We start from the raw sequence: 16,964 nt of genomic DNA on the forward strand, positions 1-16,964 counted from the left end.
CAGAATCGGAATATGTCCATCCGCCGACCCCGGCGCTGGGCATGTCCTTAAGCCCGGCCACCCCGCCGCCCGGACCTGAACCCGGGCGAACTAACGAAAATGCTTACTAGCACCGGTCACCGGCGGCCCCGACCGCCGCCGTCGTCAGCGGCCCCGCCGTCGTCCGAGAAACCGCTCTTGCCCGCGGCCTGCTGCACCACGGCCTCCAGCTCATCGGCACTGAGCAGCTCCGGATGGAGGTGCTTGGTGCGGTAACCGGCCCGGCCCACCATGTGGGCGGACACCGGCACGGTGAGCAGCTGGAAGATCCAGGCCACCACGAGCACCGGCCACACCCACCACGTGCGCATCTGCAGGCCCACCGCGCAGAGCAGCAGGAACAGCCCGAGCACCTGCGGCTTCGTGGCGGCGTGCATTCTGCTCATCAGATCGGGGAAGCGCAGCAGGCCCACGGCCGCGCCGAGAGACATCAGCGCGCCGACCACCATGAACACGGCAGAGACGGCGTCGATCACGGTATCGCCGGAGAACGTCTCAGGATTCACGGGCGTGCTCCCGCCGGTCGGCGACGAACCGGGCCACGGTCACCGAGCCGACGAACCCGATGATGGACACGGCGACCAGCAGCATGAGGTTGTTGAGGTGCCGGTTCACGGCCATGTCGATGCACAGCGCCGCCCCGAAGATGGCCAGCAGCACGTCGGCGGCGAGCACCCGGTCCAGCAGCGAAGGGCCCCTCGCGATCCGGATGATCGCCCCCGCGGCGGCCAGGGACAGCACCACCGAGGTTATGGTCAGGACGAGCTGCATCATGCGCTCACCTCCTGGTTGAGAGCGGACAGTTCGTCCTTGGTGCCCATGATCCGGATCAGCCCGGCCTCGGCGTCGCGGACGTCTTTGCGCAATCGTGCGGCATCGTCCGCGTTGCGGACGTTGATGCCGTGGATGTAGAGCGTGGACGTGGACCTGTCCACCTCCACCACGAGCGAGCCGGGGATCAGCGAGATCACGTGCCCGGTGGCGGTCACCAGCAGGTCCGAGTGGCTCCGCAGCGGGACGGCGACGACGGCGCTGATCACCTTGGGGCCCTTGGCCACGGCAAGGTAGAAGACCTGGAAGCTCGCTGCCACGACTTTGACCAGGATGATCAGGGCAAAGGGGACGGCGCGCAGGATGTTGAACCGGCCGCCGAGTTCCACCGGCGGCAGGTACAGCAGCCTGGCCACCACCACGGCGATGATGGCGCCGAAAAGCAGGTTGCCCGGACTGAAGTCCTGCCAGAGGGCGCCCCAGACAATCACGAGCCAGACCAGCAGCGGGAGTTCCTGCCGCAGTGAGATCCGCTTCCGGCTCATTTCGGCACGCCCTGCTGTGCGGGCTGCTGCGGGGGCTGCTGCTGTGCGTGCTGTGCCAGTGCCGGCACCGGCGCGTCCCCGCCGAGGACCGCCTGGATGTAGGCGGTGCGGTCCAGCATCTCCGCGGCGGACTGGTCCGCCACCTTGAACAGCGGCCCGGCGAAGACGGTCAGCGCGACGCCGAAGATCACCAGGCCCAGGGTGGAGCCCACCATGGTCCGCGGCAACAGGGTGACGTTGGGTTTGCCCGCGCGGTGCCCGGTGGCCGAGTCCTCCGGGGCGGCCAGGAGCACCGGGTCAGGGTGTTCGGCGTCCTCGGGCTTGCGCCAGAACGCGCGGTTCCAGACCCGCGCGACCGCCAGCAGGGTCAGCAGGCTGGTCAGCACTCCGCCGATTACCAGGGCGTAGGCCAGCGGGGTGCCCAGCTGCACGCCCGCCTGCAGGAGCCCCAGCTTGCCCAGGAAGCCCGAAAACGGGGGGATTCCAGCCAGGTTCATGGCGGGAACGAAGAACAGCACGGCCAGCACCGGGGAGAGCTTGGCCAGGCCGGCGACGCGGTCCATGGAGGAGCTCCCGCCCCGGCGCTCAATCAAGCCGGTCACCAGGAACAGGCTGGTCTGGATGGTGATGTGGTGGACCACGTAGAAGACTGCGGCGCCCAGGCCGGCCACCGAGGACATCGCCAGCCCGAACACCATGTAGCCGATGTGGCTCACCAGGGTGAAGGAGAGCAGTCGCTTGATGTCGCTCTGGGCCAGGGCGCCCAAAATTCCCACCACCATGGTCAGCAAGGCGGCGACCATCAGCGGGGAATTGAAGGTGTCCCCCGGGAAGAGCAGCGTCTCGGTGCGCACCATCGCGTACACGCCCACCTTGGTCAGCAGCCCGGCGAACACCGCCGTGACCGGGGCGGGGGCCGTCGGGTAGGAGTCCGGAAGCCAGAAGGACAACGGGAACACCGCGGCCTTGATCCCGAACGCAACTAACAGCATGACGTGCAGCAGGTTCCGCGTGCCCTGGTCCACGTCGGCGAGCTTGATGGCGAGGTCGGCCATGTTGATGGTTCCGGTGGCGCCGTAGATCATGGCGATCGCGATCAGGAAGAGCACCGAGGAAACCACCGAGACCACCACGTAGGTCACGCCGGCCCGGATCCGCGGCCCCGTCCCGCCCAGCGTCATCAGCACATAACTGGCGGTCAGGAGGATCTCGAAGCCCACATACAGATTGAACAGATCCCCGGACAGGAAGGCGTTGGAGACCCCGGCAACCAGGATCAGGTAGGTCGGGTGGAAGATCGAGACGGGGGCGTCCTGGTCGCCGTCGGCCATGCCCTGACCGGTGGCGTAGACCAGCACGGCGAGGCTCACGGCGGAGGAGACCACCAGCATCAGCGAGGAGAACTGGTCCACCACCAATACGATGCCCCAGGGCGGCAGCCAGCCACCGATCTTCACCGCCGCGGTGCCGCCCTCCCAGACGGACGCAAGCAGCAGGCATTCGAGCAGCAGCGTCAGGGACAGCAGCGTGATGCTGACGGCCCGCTGGGCCCGGGAGTGCCGGATCAGCAGGAAGGTCAGGGCGGCGCCGAGGATGGGAAGTACGACGGCGAGCGGAGCGAAACTGGCGATGTTCACTTATCCCCTCCTTCCGGGCCTGGTGGGGTTACGTTGCGCGAGCCGGGCTGCTCTTCGGCGGCGGCGTCCTCGGCGTTGAGCTTGCGGTCGGCCACCTGGACGGTGGCGGCGCCGGGGGCGTTGCTTCCGGCGGTGTTGTTTCCGGGGGTGTTGCTTTCGGGGGTGTTGGAGATCCCGCCACCGTCCGAACCGATCATGGTGAGCGGGAATTCGGAGGTCTCTGCCGGGATCACGGAGTCGTCCTCGGCGTCGAAGCTGGGCGTCTCGGCGACGCGGCGGTCCTCGGCGTCGTCCTGGATTTCGTCCTGGCGGGCCAGCACCCAGGTGCGGTAGATGATGCCGAGCATGAACGCCGTGACCGCGAAGGAGATCACGATCGAGGTCAGGATCAGCGCCTGCGGCAGCGGGTCGTTGTAGTCCCGCGCCCCGGTGTCCTTGCTGAACAACGGCGCCAGCCCGGCGTAACCGCCGGTGGCGAGGAGGAGCAGGTTGGTGGCGTTCGCCAGCAGCATGAGGCCCAGGAGCACCCGGGTGAGGCTGCGTTCCAGGATCAGGTAGATGCCGCAGGCGTACAGCGCTCCCATGACCGTCAGCAGGGTCACGTTGACACTCATGCTTTCCCCCTGGCGGTGGCTTCGGCGGCCGCTTGGTCCGGGGCCCCGCCGGCTTCCTGGTCTTCGGACGGTTCCCCCGGATGCTCTTCGAAGTGCTCGTCGAAGTGCTCGTCGATTTCCGCGCCGAGGCTGCGCAGCACGTCCAGCGTCAGGCCCACGACCACAATGTAGACACCGATATCGAACAGGGTGGACGTGACGAACTTGATGTTCCCGAAAACCGGCAGCCAGAATTCGATGATGGCGCTCTGGAACACCTCGCCGCCAAGCAGCAGGGGTGCCATGCCAGAGGCAGCGGCGGTGGCGAGTCCGATCCCCAGCAGGGCACCGGCGCTGACGGGGGTCGCCTCGCGGAGCTCGTACCGGCCGCCGGCGAGGTAGCGCATGGTCAGGGCCAGGCCCGCGGTGAGGCCGCCTGCGAAGCCTCCGCCGGGCAGGTTGTGGCCGGCCAGGAGCAGGTAGACCGAGAACACGATCATGGAGTGGAAGATCAGCCGGGTGACAACCTCGAAGATGATCGAGCGCCGTTCCGGCGCCAGGGTCCGCCCCGCAACGAGCCACGCGTCGCGGCTTGAGGCGGCAAAGCGGCGGCTCATGGCCAGGGCGGCGTCGTCGCGGGTGTTGCCCCGCCCGGCGCCGCGGCTGGGCTTCCGGCGGCCCACGGTCCCCTCAGCGACGGTGGACGAGGGCCGGATGCCGTCCCCGCGGCCGCGGACGAAGATGAGGCTGGCAACCCCGGTGGCTGCCAGGGCCAGCACGGAAATCTCGCCGAAAGTGTCCCAGGCCCGGATGTCCACGAGGGTCACGTTGACAATGTTGAGCCCTCCGCCGCCTTCGTAGGCCAGCCTCGGGAATTCAAGCGAGACCGGTTCGGCCACGCGGGCGCCCAGCGCGTAGATGGCGACGAAAACCATCGTGAGGCCGAAGGCGGCGCCGATGATGACGCGGACCACCCGGTATTTCCCGCCGGTGCGGTCCCGCAGTTCGGCGGGCAGGCTCCGCATGGCCAGGACGAACGCGACCAGGACGATGGTCTCCACCAGCATCTGGGTCAGGGCGAGGTCCGGGGCGCCCTGCAGCGCGAACATCAGCGCGATCCCGTAGCCCGTGACGGACACCATCAGCACTGCCAGGAAGCGCTTGTTGGCGCGCACGGCTGCCAGCGCCCCGATCACGATGCCGGCGCCCACCACGAGCTGCAGCGGAGAGTTCGGATCAATGAAGTAGAGCTCGCCGGGCAGCGGCTTCCCGGCCATCAACAGCGCCGTGAGCGGGAGGACGAATGCCACGGTGAGGATGACGGACAGGTAGAAGAACAGCGAACCACGCTGGGTCCGTCCGGTGACCCAGACGGCGGCGTCGTCGAGGGCCCCGATGGCCGCCTGGTAGCTGCGGTCGCCGTCGATCCAGCCGGGGACCAGGCCCTGCAGACGGGACACGGCGTTGCGGCCGTAAAACATGGCCAGGCCGAGGGCGAAGGTAATGGCGGTCAGTCCCAGCGCCGGGGTGAAGCCGTGCCACAGCGAGAGATGACCGGCTGCGCCACCCGCGCCGGCTGCGGCACCGGCGTGGTCCGCTGGCCCGCCCGGGAAGAGGGCGGCGTAGGGCTGGATCCAGCCGTCCACCGGGTCCGGCCACACCCCGTAGACGATGGTCAGCAGACTCAGGACGGCCGGGGCGGCGAGGAACGCCGGCTTGACCGGCTTGAACGGGGTGGCCTCCACGCCGGGCTTGACGGCGAAGGCGCCCCACATGAAGCGGGCGCTGTAGGCGAAGGTGAGGATGGAGCCGAGGACCAGTCCGCCCAGTAGCACCGGGCCCCACGGGCCCGCGGCGGGGTCGCTGCCATAGTGGACGAAGGCCTCGAAGACGGATTCCTTGGCCACGAAGCCGGCCAGCGGCGGGATGCCGGCCATCGAGGCCGCACCGATCGCGGCGACGACGGCCAGCGCCCGGGCGGAGCCGTAGACGCCGGAAAGCTTGCGGATGTCGCGGGTTCCGGCCTGGTGGTCGATGATGCCCACGACGAGGAAGAGCGTCGCCTTGAAAAGCCCGTGGGCCATGAGCAGGGCCAGCCCGGCGAGGGCGGCATCGGGTTTTCCCAGTCCCACCACCATGGTCAGGAAGCCGAGCTGGCTGACGGTGCCGTAGGCGAGGATGAGCTTGATGTCCGTCTGGCGGAGTGCGCGGTAGCCGCCGACGAGCATGGTGGCCAGTCCCAGTCCCAGCACCACGGGCAGCCAGAACGCGGTCTCCGCGAACCCCGGGGCGAGCCGCGCCACGAGGTAGATGCCGGCTTTCACCATCGCCGCGGCGTGCAGGTAGGCGCTGACGGGCGTCGGGGCCGCCATGGCCCCGGGGAGCCAGAAATGGAAGGGGACGAGGGCCGATTTGGTGATCGCACCGATCAGGATGAGGACGACGGCGGTGCCCACGGCCGCCCCGGCTGGTCCCGTGACCAGCGCCGGAGCTTGCTCCAGGATGGCCGAAATCCGGTACGTCCCGGCGCTGAAGCCCAGCATGATCAGGCCCACCAGCATCGCCAGCCCGCCGGCGGTGGTCACCATCAGGGCCTGCAGGGCCGAGCGGCGAGCCGACAGCCGGGTGCGGGCGTAACCGATCAGCAGGTAGGACAATACGGTGGTCAGTTCCCAGAAGATGAACATCAGGAGCAGATCGTCCGCGGTGACCAGGCCGAACATGGCGCCGGCGAATGCCAGCAGCTGTGCGCCGAAGCCGCCAAGGTACTCGTCCTTGTCCTTGAAGTACCGGGCGCAGTAGACGAGCACCAGCGCCCCGACGCCGAGGATCAGCAGGGACATGACCCAGGCCAGGGCGTCCATCCGGAAGGCAAGCTCAAGCTGCAGCCCCGGGATCCACGGCAGCACCTCCGCCGCGCCGGCGGCGTGCAGGGTGCCGGTGTCCGGATAGACGGCGCCGTGCTGCAGGATGAGCCAGAGGAACGACGCTGCCGGCACCGCCGCGAGGGCGTAGAACGAGTTCCTGCCGAACCTCCGGAAGAGCAAGGGCGCCACAGCGGCCACCGCAAAGTGCACGGCAAGGACTGTGATCACTGGTATCTCCGCAACGTCAGGATTTCGATTGTCTGTAAGTTGGAGCAGGCGGTCATTCGTTGGGTTCGGTCCGGACAGTTTACCAAGCGTGCACAAATTCTTTCACCCGGGGTGCCCGTCGCCGTGTTGGCTGCGGATACTATTCACGCTATGAACTCCGCTGCTGTCCCCGAGGCCATGCGTCCTGCCTCGGAACTGGAACCCGGCAGCCGGGTCCCGCACAAGGGGCGCGTGCTGGCGTGGGCGGCCTGGGACTGGGGATCGGCAGCTTTCAACGCCGTCATGACCACCTTCGTCTTCACCGTCTACCTGACCTCCAATGCGTTCGGCGGAGAGGACCAGGCCTCGGCGGTCCTCGGCGGAGCGCTGGCCATCGCCGGCGCGGCCATCGCGCTGCTGGCACCGGTCACCGGGCAGCGCGCGGATGCGGGGGGCCGGCGCAAGCTGTGGCTGGGGGTCAACACGGCCGCCGTCGCGCTCCTGACGGGCCTGTGCTTCTTCGTCTTCCCGCGGCCGGAGTTCCTGCTGCTTGGCGTGACGCTGATTGCACTGGGCAACGTGTTTTTCGAGTTCGCCGGCGTCAACTACAACGCCATGCTCGCCCAGGTTTCCACCCGCCGGAACATTGGCAAGGTCAGCGGATTCGGCTGGGGCATGGGCTACCTCGGCGGCATCGCGGCCCTGCTGATTGTGCTCCAGTTGTTCGTGCAGCCCAGCTTTGACTGGTTCGGCGCGTCCACCGCCGACAGCCTGAACATCCGCCTGGTGGCCGTGTTCTCGGCCTTGTGGTTCTTCATCTTCGCCCTCCCGGTGCTGTTCGCCGTGCCGGAGCCGCCCTGGGCCAAGCACGGCGCCGGGCTGGGATTCCTGGCGTCCTACCGCCTGCTGGTCCGGCGCATCCGGGCCATCTACAAGACCAGTCCGCACACGATCTACTTCCTGCTGGCCAGCGCCGTCTTCCGTGACGGGCTGGCGGCAGTCTTCACCTTCGGCGGGATCATTGCAGCGGGCACCTTCGGGTTCGAACTCAAGGAGGTCATTTTCTTCGCCATCTTCGGCAACGTCGTGGCCGCCGTGGGCGCCGTCCTGGGCGGTTTCCTCGACGACAGGGTGGGGCCGAAGCGGGTCATCATCGGCTCGCTGACCGGACTGCTGATCGCCGGCTCCGTGATCCTGGTTCTCGGCAACGGCAACTATTCCTTGTTCGGCATGGACTGGGCCGGGGCGACGACCTTCTGGATTTTCGGGCTGTTCCTGTGCCTTTTCGTAGGCCCGGCGCAGTCCTCCTCGCGGGCCTACCTGGCCCGGCTCGCCCCGCACGGCGAGTCCGGGGAGCTGTTCGGCCTGTATGCCACCACCGGCCGCGCCGTCAGCTTCCTCGCCCCCGCCCTGTTCACCCTGTGCATCACCGTCGCCGCCCCGCTCGTGGCTCCCGGCGAAGCGCAGCGCTGGGGCATCCTTGGCATCATGGTGGTGCTGCTGGCCGGACTGCTGGTCCTGCTGCCGGTCAAGCCGCCGGGCACGTCGGAAACCGCCGTGGTCCCCCACGCCTGAAGCAGCCCCCAAACGCCCTGGCGCGCACTAGGCTGGGAGCATGAACGTGGATGAGACAGACCTCCCCGGCCTCGGCCGGCGCAAGGACTTCATGACCGCCTCGGGGCGCCGGATCGGCGTCGTGGAATACCGTGAAGGCCAGACTGAACTGATCGTCTCCACCTGGGACGATCCGGACACCTGCCAGGCGTCCATCCCGCTGACGGCGGACGAGGCCGCCGCGCTGGGCAACCTCCTGGGCGGACAACGCCTGGCCATGCAGCTCTCGGAAGAACACCGGGAAATCCCCGGAATCGTCACCCGGCAGTTCTCCATTGGCGGGGAGTCGCCCTTCCACAACCAGCCCATGGGCAAGGCCTGTATCCGGACCCGCAGCGGCGTTTCGATCGTGGCCATCATGCGCGAAGGCGAGGTGCTCCCCTCACCCGGGCCCGACGTCGTCCTGCACCCGGGTGACCTGCTCGTAGCGGTGGGAACGCAAGAAGGCCTGGATACAGCGGCCGGCATCCTGCGCAACGGATAAGCGGCATGGATCCGCTCGCCCTGACCCTGATCGAACTGGGGGCCGTCGTCTTTTGCCTCGGCCTGCTGGCAAGGCTGGCCGGACGGATCGGAATGTCCCCCATCCCGCTGTATCTCGTGGGCGGGCTGTTCTTCGGGGCCGGCGGCCTGGTCAAACTCGACGGCATGCATGAATTCACCCATCTCTCCAGCGAGATCGGCGTCATCCTCCTGCTGCTTATGCTCGGCTTGGAATATACGGCGGCGGAGCTTGTCACCGGGCTGCGCCGGTCGTGGCAGGCGGGCATCATGGATCTGGTCCTGAACTTCCTCCCGGGCGCCGGGCTGGCGATCCTGCTGGGTTGGGGCGCGGTGGGGGCGATGGTGATGGGCGGGGTCACGTATATCTCCTCCTCCGGGATCGCCGCGAAGGTGATCACGGACCTGGGCCGGATCGGTAACCGCGAGACCCCGGTGGTGCTCTCGATCCTCGTGTTCGAGGACCTCGCCATGGCCGTCTACCTGCCGGTCCTGACGGCCACCCTGGCCGGTGTCAGCTTCGTTGTGGGCCTGCAGACCGTGGGGATCTCGCTCGCGGTGGTCACCGTGGTGCTGATCGTGGCCCTGCGGCACGGCCACCATGTGTCCAAGGCGGTGCACAGCGAGAACTCCGAGGTTTTCCTGCTCAACCTGCTTGGCGCCGCCCTCCTCGTGGCCGGGCTCGCCGCCGCCATGCAGGTGTCCGCCGCCGTGGGCGCCTTCATGCTGGGCATTGCCATTTCCGGCGCCACCGCGCACAGCGCCACCCGGATCCTGGAGCCGCTGCGGGACCTCTTCGCGGCCATCTTCTTCGTGGTTTTCGGCCTCAACACGGACCCCGCGACCATCCCCCCGGTGCTCGGCTGGGCGCTTCTGCTGGCACTCGTCACGGCGGCCACCAAGATGATCACCGGAATCTGGGCGGCGAAGCGGGCCGGGATCGGGCTGCCTGGCCGCTTCCGCGCCGGCGCCACGCTGATCGCCCGCGGCGAGTTCTCGATCGTCATCGCGGGCCTGGCCGTCGCCTCCGGCGTGGTCCCGCAGCAGCTCGCGGCCCTCGCCACGGCCTACGTGCTGATCATGGCCATCACGGGCCCGCTCGCGGCAAAATTCGTGGAACCAGCCGTCGCAATGCTCCGCCGGCCGGCGAAAACGCGGGCGGTGCGCACGGCCGACGGACTCTAGCGGACGGAGCGGATCTGTCAGTGCCGGCCGGGGCTAGAGGTCCGTGCGGTGGAAGTTCAGGTGGCTGCGGCTTGCCGTGGGGCCACGCTGGCCTTGGTACCGGTTGCCGTACTCGCCCGAGCCGTAAGGATGCTCGGCTGCCGAGGAGAGCCGGAAGAAGCACAGCTGGCCGATCTTCATCCCCGGCCACAGCTTGATGGGCAGCGTCGCCATGTTGGACAACTCCAGGGTGACATGGCCGGAGAATCCGGGGTCGATGAAGCCTGCGGTGGAGTGCGTGAGCAGGCCCAGCCGGCCCAGCGATGACTTGCCTTCCAGCCGGGCGGCGATATCGTCCGGCAACGACACGGTTTCGTAGGTCGAGCCCAGGACAAACTCCCCCGGGTGCAGAATGAACGGCTCGCCGGACTCGACCTCCACGAGGCGGGTCAGCTCGGGCTGTTCCTCCGCCGGATCGATGTGGGCGTATTTGTGGTTGTCGAAGAGACGGAAGAACTTGTCGATCCGGACGTCCACCGACGATGGCTGAACCATGGCAGGGTCGAACGGCTCCAGAACAATCCGCTGGGAGTCTATTTCGGCACGAATGTCGCGGTCTGAGATCAGCACAGGATCCAAAATACCGTACTCACTGCGGGCGGACCGCGGGCCGGGGTCGTGGGGCGAGTGTTACGGCCCGCACTACCGGCCGGTAACCGCGCCTCTATTCCGGGTGCGGCATGCCTTCCAGCACCGTCTTGAGCCGTTCCAGCTGGCACACTTCAGCCTTCATCGCCCGCGGGAACGGACTCCTCAACCGGGCCAGGATCCCCTTCGGCTCGCACTCCAGGGCGAAACGGACACGCGTGCACTGGCCCTCGGTGCTCAGGTAGTAGCCACCCCGCGGTCGTGCCTGGCCGACGATGACCTGATACTGGATCTCAGCCCCCGGCCGCGCTTCGATGATCTCGAAATCCCCCGCCACGGCCCGGCCGCCCGGTCCGGTGAGCAGCTGCCGGTAGACGGCCCCCTTGGCCCCCTCGGCCCCGGACTTCAGTTCGATACTGCGGATTCCGGCTCGCCAGCGCGGCAGATTCCGAGCGTCCGCGAGGAAGTTGTAGATGCTCATTGCGTCGCTCTGGATGAGGACGTCATACTCTGCGAATGCCACGGAAATCCTTGCTCGGCGGACAGCTGATGGCGTAGCGCGCTTCCCCCGGGACTGCAGCTAACCCTTTCAGGATAGACAGCGCGGCCCGCCTCGCATGGTCGCGCGGCGGGCCTTTACCGAAGAGTTATGCGCTACGCCGCCCGCGGCGGCCTCCAACTCGCCCGGCAGCGGGGCGCATCAGGTATCCACGCTCACGAACTTGCCCCGGCGGACGTGGGCGGCCCTGGACGAACCGTCGTCGTGGTGCTTGGGCGTGGGAGGAAGGCTCTCCGGATGGATGGCGCCATAGCCGGCAATGTAAGCCCCATTTGAATCGGGACCCCGCCGGGGGATCCTGTTCTGCACCACGCCCAGGATGTTGGCGTCCACAAAGTTGAGCTGGTCGATGGCCTTGGACAGACTGTGCTGGCTCACCTTCTTCGTGCCGACCACCAGCAGCACACTGTCCGTGCTTCGGGTCAGGACACTGGCATCCGCGACCGGGTGGATCGGCGGTGAATCCACGATGATCAGATCGAATTTCTTCTGCAGCTCCTCGATCAAATTGACCATGGCTCCGGAGCCCAGGAGCTCACTGGGATTAGGCGGCAACGGCCCCGAGGCGAGGAGTGCCAGGCCATCGTCGGACCAGTACTGGATGCTTTCCTCGAGGCTGGACGTCCCGACCAGGACAGTGGTGAGACCGATTTCGCCCTCGATGCCGGTGGCGGCGGCCACCGAGGGCAGGCGGAGATCCGCATCCACCAGGATGACCTTGCCGCCGCCCTTGGCGACGGTCAGCGCCAGATTCAGCGCGACGGTGCTCTTGCCCTCCCCCGCCGAAGCCGACGTCACGACGATTGAGCGCATCGGACGGTTCACGCCGGCGAACTGCAGGTTGGTCCGCAGCTTGCGGAAGGCCTCCGCCCCCGATCCGTCCAGAACCGAGGGAGCCGCGCCGAGCAGCCGTCCGCCACCGTGTTCGGTGATTCCGGCCAGCAGCGGCAGATCAGTCGTTTTGCGCAGATCAGATTCGGTCCTGATGTTGCGATCCAGCACGTGGCGCAGCACAGCCGTACCGATGCCGGCGGCGAGCCCGTACAGCAGCCCCAGTGCGAGGTCCAGCTTCACGTTGGGGCTCGACGGCTCGGCAGGCGTCGTGGCGTTGTCCACCGCGCTGAGCCGGATCGGCGTGGGCGTCCCGTTGGTCGGGCGCTCCAGGTCCGCGACTGCGGTGACGAGGCTTGCCGCCACGGCGTTGGCGATGTCCGCGCTGCGCTGGGCGGACCGGTCTTGGGCCTCGATATCGATGATCACCGTGTTGCGTGTTGTTGAGACCTTTATCTTGGAAGCCAGGGCTTCGGGGGTGGTAGCGAGGTTGAGCTTGTCGATGACCGGCTGAAGAACCATGGGCTTCGAGCCATCAACTTCTCGTCATACATAGTGAGACCTTCTAGCGACTGGGTTGGCTGTGGTCTCCCCTAGTAAATTAGATGGGCCTTGGGTGCACACGAGTGTGCACTACCTCTTTTGATTTTGTGGACCACTCGGCCTCTCCGCCGCCGTGGGCTGACTACTTGTGTGGATTACCCGGACCTGAGAGGGAACTACCCATTCTTGGGGCGAGGATCCGCCCCAGGGCCGTCTGGCGGCGAGCCCGTACAGCAAGCCAGGAACAGGCGCGGCGGCGGAAGGCGTTCAACCACGGGCTCAGACTGGGGTAATGTAAATCTCGTTGTTTCGCAGGGACCACGTCCGGCACTCTGGACAGTCCCGCTGCGGCTGTAGCTCAATGGTAGAGCGCTAGCTTCCCAAGCTTGATACGCGGGTTCGATTCCCGTCAGCCGCTCCATTTTCCCGGACCGCCGGCGCCGGACCCGGCGGCAATCGCGGCCGGCCCGTTAGGTCGCTACCTGTATCGTTCGAAGTCTGGAACCCGTTCGGTTCCGCTACAGGAGCGATCATGGCTGACAAGTCCCCCCGTCAAGCAGCATCCAAGAAATCCGGCAAGTCCATCAAGGAAAAGCGGGCCGACAAAAAGGCCTCGTCAGCTCCGCCCAGCTCCCTGGACAAGGCCACCAGCTCCAAGCCGGCGAGTGCCAAAAAGTAGTGAGCGGCACTTTGAGCCACCTCACCCTCGGAGTCATTGCCGGCAGTCGAAAGCCTGACGAGCAGCGTCTCCCGATCCACCCCCTTCACCTTGACCGCATCGCACCGGAACTCCGGCAGCAGCTGATCCTGGAGGAGGGCTACGGCGAGCGGTTCGGCGTGTCGGACCCCCAGCTGGCGCCGCTGGTGGGACGCATCGTGCCGCGTGCGCAGCTGCTGGCGGAGGCCGACGTCGTCCTCCTGCCCAAGCCGCAGCCCGAAGACCTCGCCGAACTCCGTGACGGGCAGGTCCTCTGGGGCTGGCCGCACTGCGTCCAGGACCGCGCCATCACCCAGCTGGCGATCGACAAGAAGCTCACGCTGATCGCCTTCGAGGCGATGAACCACTGGGCCAGCGACGGCGGATTCGGGCTGCACGTGTTCCACAAGAACAACGAGCTGGCCGGCTATTGCTCGGTGCTGCATTCCCTGGCCCTCACGGGATCGACCGGTGACTACGGCCGCCGGCTGAGCGCCGTCGTGATCGGCTTCGGCGCCACCGCCCGCGGCGCGGTGACGGCCCTGAACGCCCACGGCATCCACGATGTCCAGGTGCTGACCAACCGCGGCGTCGCGGCGGTGGGTTCGCCCATCCATTCCGTGCGGATCGCGCAGTTCGACCATGACCACAAGGCGCCGTTCCTCAGCGAGGTCATCACCGAACGCGGGCGCGTGCCGCTGGCGCCGTTCCTCGCCGAGAGCGACATCGTGGTCAACTGCACACTGCAGGACCCCAACGCGCCGCTGACGTACCTGCGGACCGAGGACCTGGACGCATTCCGGCCCGGCAGCCTGATCGTGGACGTGTCCTGCGACGAGGGCATGGGGTTCAGCTGGGCGAAGACCACCACCTTCGCCGAGCCGATGTTCAAGGTCGGGGACCAGATCGACTACTACGCGGTGGACCACAGCCCGTCCTACCTCTGGAACTCCTCCAGCTGGGAAATCAGCGAGGCGCTGCTGCCGTTCCTGTCAACCGTGATTTCCGGTCCCGAGGCCTGGGCCGGGAACGAGACCATCCGCCGCGCGATTGAAATCCGCGACGGCGTGATCGTCAATCCGGATGTGCTGCAGTTCCAGCAGCGGGAGCCGGAGTACCCGCACGCCCCGCTGGGCGTCTGAGCCGTTCCCGGGAGCTAGTGCGTGGCGGCCGCAGGCCGCCCGCCCCGGCGCTCCCCCGCCCGCCGGGGTCCCGGGCCTCTTGGCCTGAGCCCTTGCGGACAATGCGCACCAGCCGCCGCCGGTCCTTCAGGTCCACCTTGAGCATCAGCTCGCCCCGACGCGCCAGCACGACGGCGACCGTCGCCGCGGCGAGCGCCGGCACCCCGCCGGAGAACAGAATGGCGGTCTGCGGGTCCACGTGCTCGGCCAGCCAGCCGATCATCGGCCCGCCGATCGCCTGGCCGCCGATCAGCACCATGATGTACAGGCTCATCACCCGGCCGCGGACGGCCATGTTGGAGCTGATCTGGACCAGCTGGTTGGCCGCGGTGAGGAACATCAGGCACCAGAAGCCGGCCAGCACCATGGCCGCCCCGAACCACACCATGGACGGCGCGAGGGCCGCGAGGCAGAGCATGAGCCCGTACATGCCCGCGCCCAGCATCACCGAGCGCAGCCGCAGTTCGCGCCGCCGCGCAGAGGTGATCGCCCCGGCCAGCGCGCCCAGTGCCACCAGCGCGTTCAGCAGGCCGTAGCCGCCGGCGCCGACGTCGTACACATGGTCCGCAAACGCGGCCAGCAGCACCGGCAGGCTCATCGCGAACACGGCGACGAAGCCGGCCATCAGCCAGGGCCAGTAAATGGTGGGCTTGCTGAGCGCGTAATTCAACCCCTCCCGGAGCATGCCCTTGCGCTTGGGGACGGGAGCGCTGATGTGCAACTCGTCCTTCCGGAGGGTGAGCAGCATCGCCACCGTGGAGCAGCACGCCACGGCGTTGGCGGCGAAAGCCCAGCCGGCACCCACCGCCGTGAGCAGCAGCCCGGCGGCTGCCGGGCCGATCAGGCCGCCGAGCTGGAAGGTCGTGGAGTTCACACTGATGGCGTTCCGCAGGTAGAGCGGTCCCACGAGTTCATTGACAAAGACCTGCCGGGCCGGCTGGTCCAGCACCGTGACCAGCCCCAGGGCCAGTGCAATCGCGTAGACGTGCCAGACTTCGATCCGCTGGGTCAGCGCCAGCACCGCGAGGATCGCCGCAAGCCCGGCGGCCACGGACTGGCATAGCATCAGGATCCTCCGCTTCGCGAAACGGTCCGCCATCATCCCCGCCCATGGCCCAAGGAACAGCGAGGGCAGGAACTGCAGCGCCACGGTGATGCCGACGGCGGTGACGGAGCCGGAGAGCTCCAGGACCAGCCAGTCCTGGGCGATCCGCTGCATCCAGAGGGCGATCACGGCGATGAAGTGGCCCATCGCGAAGATGCGGAAATTCCGGACCCTCAGGGAAATGAAGGTGTGGCGCCACGGCAGGCGCTGGTTGACGACGGCGATCGGCGCGGTGTTGGTGTCCGGCAGTGGGGTTACGTTGGCCTGTAAGGGCGGAGGGGGTGCCAAGGAATGTCCTCAAGGGAGCGGGTGTGCGGGGATGCCTCTACGCTAAGCTGGCCCGGACAGATTGTGGAAGCTTATTCTCCGCATAACTCGCATTACGAAACGCAATGCGGCGCCCAGGTGCCGCCGGCCAGGAGTCCGCATGTTCGAACCCGCCCAGCTCCGTTCCTTCCTGGCCGTGGCCGAGACCCTGAGCTTCACCAAGGCCGCCGAACGCCTGGGCCTCGCCCAGCCGACCGTGAGCCAGCATGTCCGCAAGCTCGAGGCCGCCGCAAAGCGCGTCCTGGTGGCGCGCGACACCCGCGATGTGCGCCTGACGGACAACGGCGACGCGATGGCCGGATTTGCCCGCAGCATCCTCTCCGCGCACGACGCCGCCTCCCGCTACTTCTCCGGATCCGCCATGCGCGGCCGCCTCCGGTTCGGCACGGCGGATGACCTGGCCATCACCGGGCTCCCGCGGATCCTCCGGGAGTTCCGCCAGGTCTACCCCCAGATCAACCTGGAACTGACCGTGGGCCAGAGCGACCAGCTCTACAAGCGGCTCAACGCCGGCCAGCTGGACCTCGTCTTCGTCAAGTGGGTCGCTGGCGCGAAGGACGGCACAGTGGTCCAGCAGGATTCCTTCGCCTGGGTGGGCCTGGAGCAGACCGTGCTCGATCCGGCCGAGCCGGTACCGTTGATTGCCTACCCGTCGCCGAGCCTGAGCCGGAAACTCGCCATTGACGCCCTGGAATCCTCCGGCCGGACCTGGCGGATCACCTGCACCACACGCCAGATCAGCGGAGTGCTCGCCGCAGTCCGGGCGGGCATCGGCGTGGCCGTGATGCCGTCCTCGCTGGTCCCGGACGATCTGTTGGTCATTACCCGGCGTTTCGACCTGCCGGCCGTGGGCGACGTCGACTTCACCCTGATCCGCAACCCGCTGGCCAATACCGCGGTGATTGACGCCCTCACCGAGGCGATCGTAGGGCGGACCCTCAAGCGCTCCGCCTGAGGATCCGGCCGGCCGGTGCCGCCTGGCAGGCGGAATAGTACGGGTACTGCCGGTGTACCTACTCGGAAGGCGTACTTACGCGGACCCCTGTTGCCTCATTGCAATACCTCCGGGAAAAGTGATTCGTTGCCTCATCTGAAAACCTCCGGTTGATGGCTTCGTTGCCTCATTGAAGAACCT

The 16,964-nt window shown here is 67.5% G+C and carries 16 protein-coding genes and 1 tRNA gene; 7 read left to right on the plus strand and 10 right to left on the minus strand.

Annotated elements, in window-relative coordinates; all coding sequences use genetic code 11:
- Positions 1 to 116: 116 nt before the first annotated feature.
- The 6 genes from mnhG to ABIB26_RS17660 are packed head-to-tail and all read right to left on the minus strand — an operon-like array spanning position 117 to position 6,680.
- On the minus strand, positions 117 to 545 hold the full coding sequence (gene mnhG / locus ABIB26_RS17635) for a monovalent cation/H(+) antiporter subunit G (protein WP_354245959.1): 429 nt from the start codon (positions 543 to 545) through the stop codon (positions 117 to 119).
- Positions 535 to 813 (minus strand): MrpF/PhaF family protein, encoded by a 279-nt coding sequence (locus tag ABIB26_RS17640; RefSeq protein WP_354245962.1) that lies wholly within the window; start codon positions 811 to 813, stop codon positions 535 to 537. Before ABIB26_RS17640 ends, mnhG begins: the two co-directional genes overlap by 11 nt.
- Positions 810 to 1,355 carry a Na+/H+ antiporter subunit E gene (locus ABIB26_RS17645; RefSeq protein WP_354245965.1) on the minus strand — a complete coding sequence of 182 codons (546 nt, stop codon included), beginning with the start codon at positions 1,353 to 1,355 and terminating at the stop codon, positions 810 to 812. Before ABIB26_RS17645 ends, ABIB26_RS17640 begins: the two co-directional genes overlap by 4 nt.
- Positions 1,352 to 2,992 (minus strand): Na+/H+ antiporter subunit D, encoded by a 1,641-nt coding sequence (locus ABIB26_RS17650; RefSeq protein WP_354245968.1) that lies wholly within the window; start codon positions 2,990 to 2,992, stop codon positions 1,352 to 1,354. The genes ABIB26_RS17645 and ABIB26_RS17650 overlap by 4 nt, the downstream gene beginning before the upstream one ends.
- Entirely contained in the window at positions 2,989 to 3,606 is a 618-nt protein-coding gene (locus tag ABIB26_RS17655; RefSeq protein WP_354245970.1) for a Na(+)/H(+) antiporter subunit C, read from the minus strand. Before ABIB26_RS17655 ends, ABIB26_RS17650 begins: the two co-directional genes overlap by 4 nt.
- Positions 3,603 to 6,680, minus strand: a complete 3,078-nt coding sequence (locus tag ABIB26_RS17660; protein ID WP_354245973.1) for a Na+/H+ antiporter subunit A — start codon at positions 6,678 to 6,680, stop codon at positions 3,603 to 3,605. The genes ABIB26_RS17655 and ABIB26_RS17660 overlap by 4 nt, the downstream gene beginning before the upstream one ends.
- 150 nt (positions 6,681 to 6,830) lie before the next feature.
- Between ABIB26_RS17660 and ABIB26_RS17665 the strand changes: the two genes are divergently transcribed.
- Genes ABIB26_RS17665 through ABIB26_RS17675 form a run of 3 tightly spaced genes read left to right on the plus strand, consistent with a single transcriptional unit; the run spans position 6,831 to position 9,959 of the window.
- Positions 6,831 to 8,234 carry an MFS transporter gene (locus tag ABIB26_RS17665; RefSeq protein ID WP_354245976.1) on the plus strand — a complete coding sequence of 468 codons (1,404 nt, stop codon included), beginning with the start codon at positions 6,831 to 6,833 and terminating at the stop codon, positions 8,232 to 8,234.
- 40 nt (positions 8,235 to 8,274) lie between these two features.
- Complete coding sequence (locus ABIB26_RS17670; protein ID WP_354245979.1) at positions 8,275 to 8,757, plus strand: cation:proton antiporter regulatory subunit; 483 nt, start codon at positions 8,275 to 8,277, stop codon at positions 8,755 to 8,757.
- A 5-nt stretch (positions 8,758 to 8,762) separates the two neighbouring features.
- A complete protein-coding gene (locus tag ABIB26_RS17675; protein ID WP_354245982.1) occupies positions 8,763 to 9,959 on the plus strand; it encodes a cation:proton antiporter in 1,197 nt (398 codons plus the stop codon).
- A gap of 33 nt (positions 9,960 to 9,992) precedes the next feature.
- Here ABIB26_RS17675 and dcd read toward each other — a convergent pair whose 3' ends face one another.
- The 3 genes from dcd to ABIB26_RS17690 form a co-directional block, all read right to left on the minus strand.
- Positions 9,993 to 10,568, minus strand: a complete 576-nt coding sequence (gene dcd, locus ABIB26_RS17680) for a dCTP deaminase (RefSeq protein ID WP_354245985.1) — start codon at positions 10,566 to 10,568, stop codon at positions 9,993 to 9,995.
- Positions 10,569 to 10,662: 94 nt separating this feature from the next.
- Positions 10,663 to 11,109: an SRPBCC family protein gene (locus ABIB26_RS17685; RefSeq protein ID WP_354245988.1), complete on the minus strand. Its 447-nt coding sequence runs from the start codon at positions 11,107 to 11,109 to the stop codon at positions 10,663 to 10,665.
- 177 nt (positions 11,110 to 11,286) lie between these two features.
- Complete coding sequence (locus ABIB26_RS17690; protein ID WP_354245991.1) at positions 11,287 to 12,498, minus strand: tyrosine-protein kinase domain-containing protein; 1,212 nt, start codon at positions 12,496 to 12,498, stop codon at positions 11,287 to 11,289.
- 368 nt (positions 12,499 to 12,866) lie between these two features.
- On the opposite strand from ABIB26_RS17690, the gene ABIB26_RS17695 reads away from it, so the two are divergent.
- The 3 genes from ABIB26_RS17695 to ABIB26_RS17705 all read left to right on the plus strand — a co-directional run bounded on the left by ABIB26_RS17695 (position 12,867) and on the right by ABIB26_RS17705 (position 14,358).
- Positions 12,867 to 12,940: transfer RNA gene (locus ABIB26_RS17695), tRNA-Gly, on the plus strand.
- 111 nt (positions 12,941 to 13,051) lie between these two features.
- Positions 13,052 to 13,198 (plus strand): hypothetical protein, encoded by a 147-nt coding sequence (locus ABIB26_RS17700; protein ID WP_354245993.1) that lies wholly within the window; start codon positions 13,052 to 13,054, stop codon positions 13,196 to 13,198.
- Positions 13,198 to 14,358: a N(5)-(carboxyethyl)ornithine synthase gene (locus tag ABIB26_RS17705; protein WP_354245996.1), complete on the plus strand. Its 1,161-nt coding sequence runs from the start codon at positions 13,198 to 13,200 to the stop codon at positions 14,356 to 14,358. Before ABIB26_RS17700 ends, ABIB26_RS17705 begins: the two co-directional genes overlap by 1 nt.
- Here ABIB26_RS17705 and ABIB26_RS17710 read toward each other — a convergent pair.
- Positions 14,291 to 15,790, minus strand: coding sequence for an MFS transporter (locus tag ABIB26_RS17710; protein WP_354245999.1), 1,500 nt, complete (start codon positions 15,788 to 15,790; stop codon positions 14,291 to 14,293). The two genes, ABIB26_RS17705 and ABIB26_RS17710, sit on opposite strands and share 68 nt — an antisense overlap.
- Before the next feature lie 139 nt (positions 15,791 to 15,929).
- Here ABIB26_RS17710 and ABIB26_RS17715 point away from each other — a divergent pair, with 139 nt between their 5' ends.
- Positions 15,930 to 16,784 carry a LysR substrate-binding domain-containing protein gene (locus ABIB26_RS17715; RefSeq protein ID WP_354246002.1) on the plus strand — a complete coding sequence of 285 codons (855 nt, stop codon included), beginning with the start codon at positions 15,930 to 15,932 and terminating at the stop codon, positions 16,782 to 16,784.
- Positions 16,785 to 16,964: the final 180 nt, after the last annotated feature.

Source organism: Arthrobacter sp. UYEF20 (genome assembly GCF_040546335.1).
In the GTDB taxonomy this organism is placed as follows: domain Bacteria; phylum Actinomycetota; class Actinomycetes; order Actinomycetales; family Micrococcaceae; genus Arthrobacter.

What these genes read in the sequence shown, in the direction of transcription:
- ABIB26_RS17640 (WP_354245962.1), bottom strand. Translation starts at nt 813, where the DNA reads ATGATGCAGCTCGTCCTGACCATAACCTCGGTGGTGCTGTCCCTGGCC.
- ABIB26_RS17645 (WP_354245965.1), bottom strand. Translation starts at nt 1,355, where the DNA reads ATGAGCCGGAAGCGGATCTCACTGCGGCAGGAACTCCCGCTGCTGGTC.
- ABIB26_RS17655 (WP_354245970.1), bottom strand. Translation starts at nt 3,606, where the DNA reads ATGAGTGTCAACGTGACCCTGCTGACGGTCATGGGAGCGCTGTACGCC.
- ABIB26_RS17665 (WP_354245976.1), top strand. Translation starts at nt 6,831, where the DNA reads ATGAACTCCGCTGCTGTCCCCGAGGCCATGCGTCCTGCCTCGGAACTG.
- ABIB26_RS17670 (WP_354245979.1), top strand. Translation starts at nt 8,275, where the DNA reads ATGAACGTGGATGAGACAGACCTCCCCGGCCTCGGCCGGCGCAAGGAC.
- ABIB26_RS17675 (WP_354245982.1), top strand. Translation starts at nt 8,763, where the DNA reads ATGGATCCGCTCGCCCTGACCCTGATCGAACTGGGGGCCGTCGTCTTT.
- ABIB26_RS17690 (WP_354245991.1), bottom strand. Translation starts at nt 12,498, where the DNA reads ATGGTTCTTCAGCCGGTCATCGACAAGCTCAACCTCGCTACCACCCCC.
- ABIB26_RS17700 (WP_354245993.1), top strand. Translation starts at nt 13,052, where the DNA reads ATGGCTGACAAGTCCCCCCGTCAAGCAGCATCCAAGAAATCCGGCAAG.
- ABIB26_RS17715 (WP_354246002.1), top strand. Translation starts at nt 15,930, where the DNA reads ATGTTCGAACCCGCCCAGCTCCGTTCCTTCCTGGCCGTGGCCGAGACC.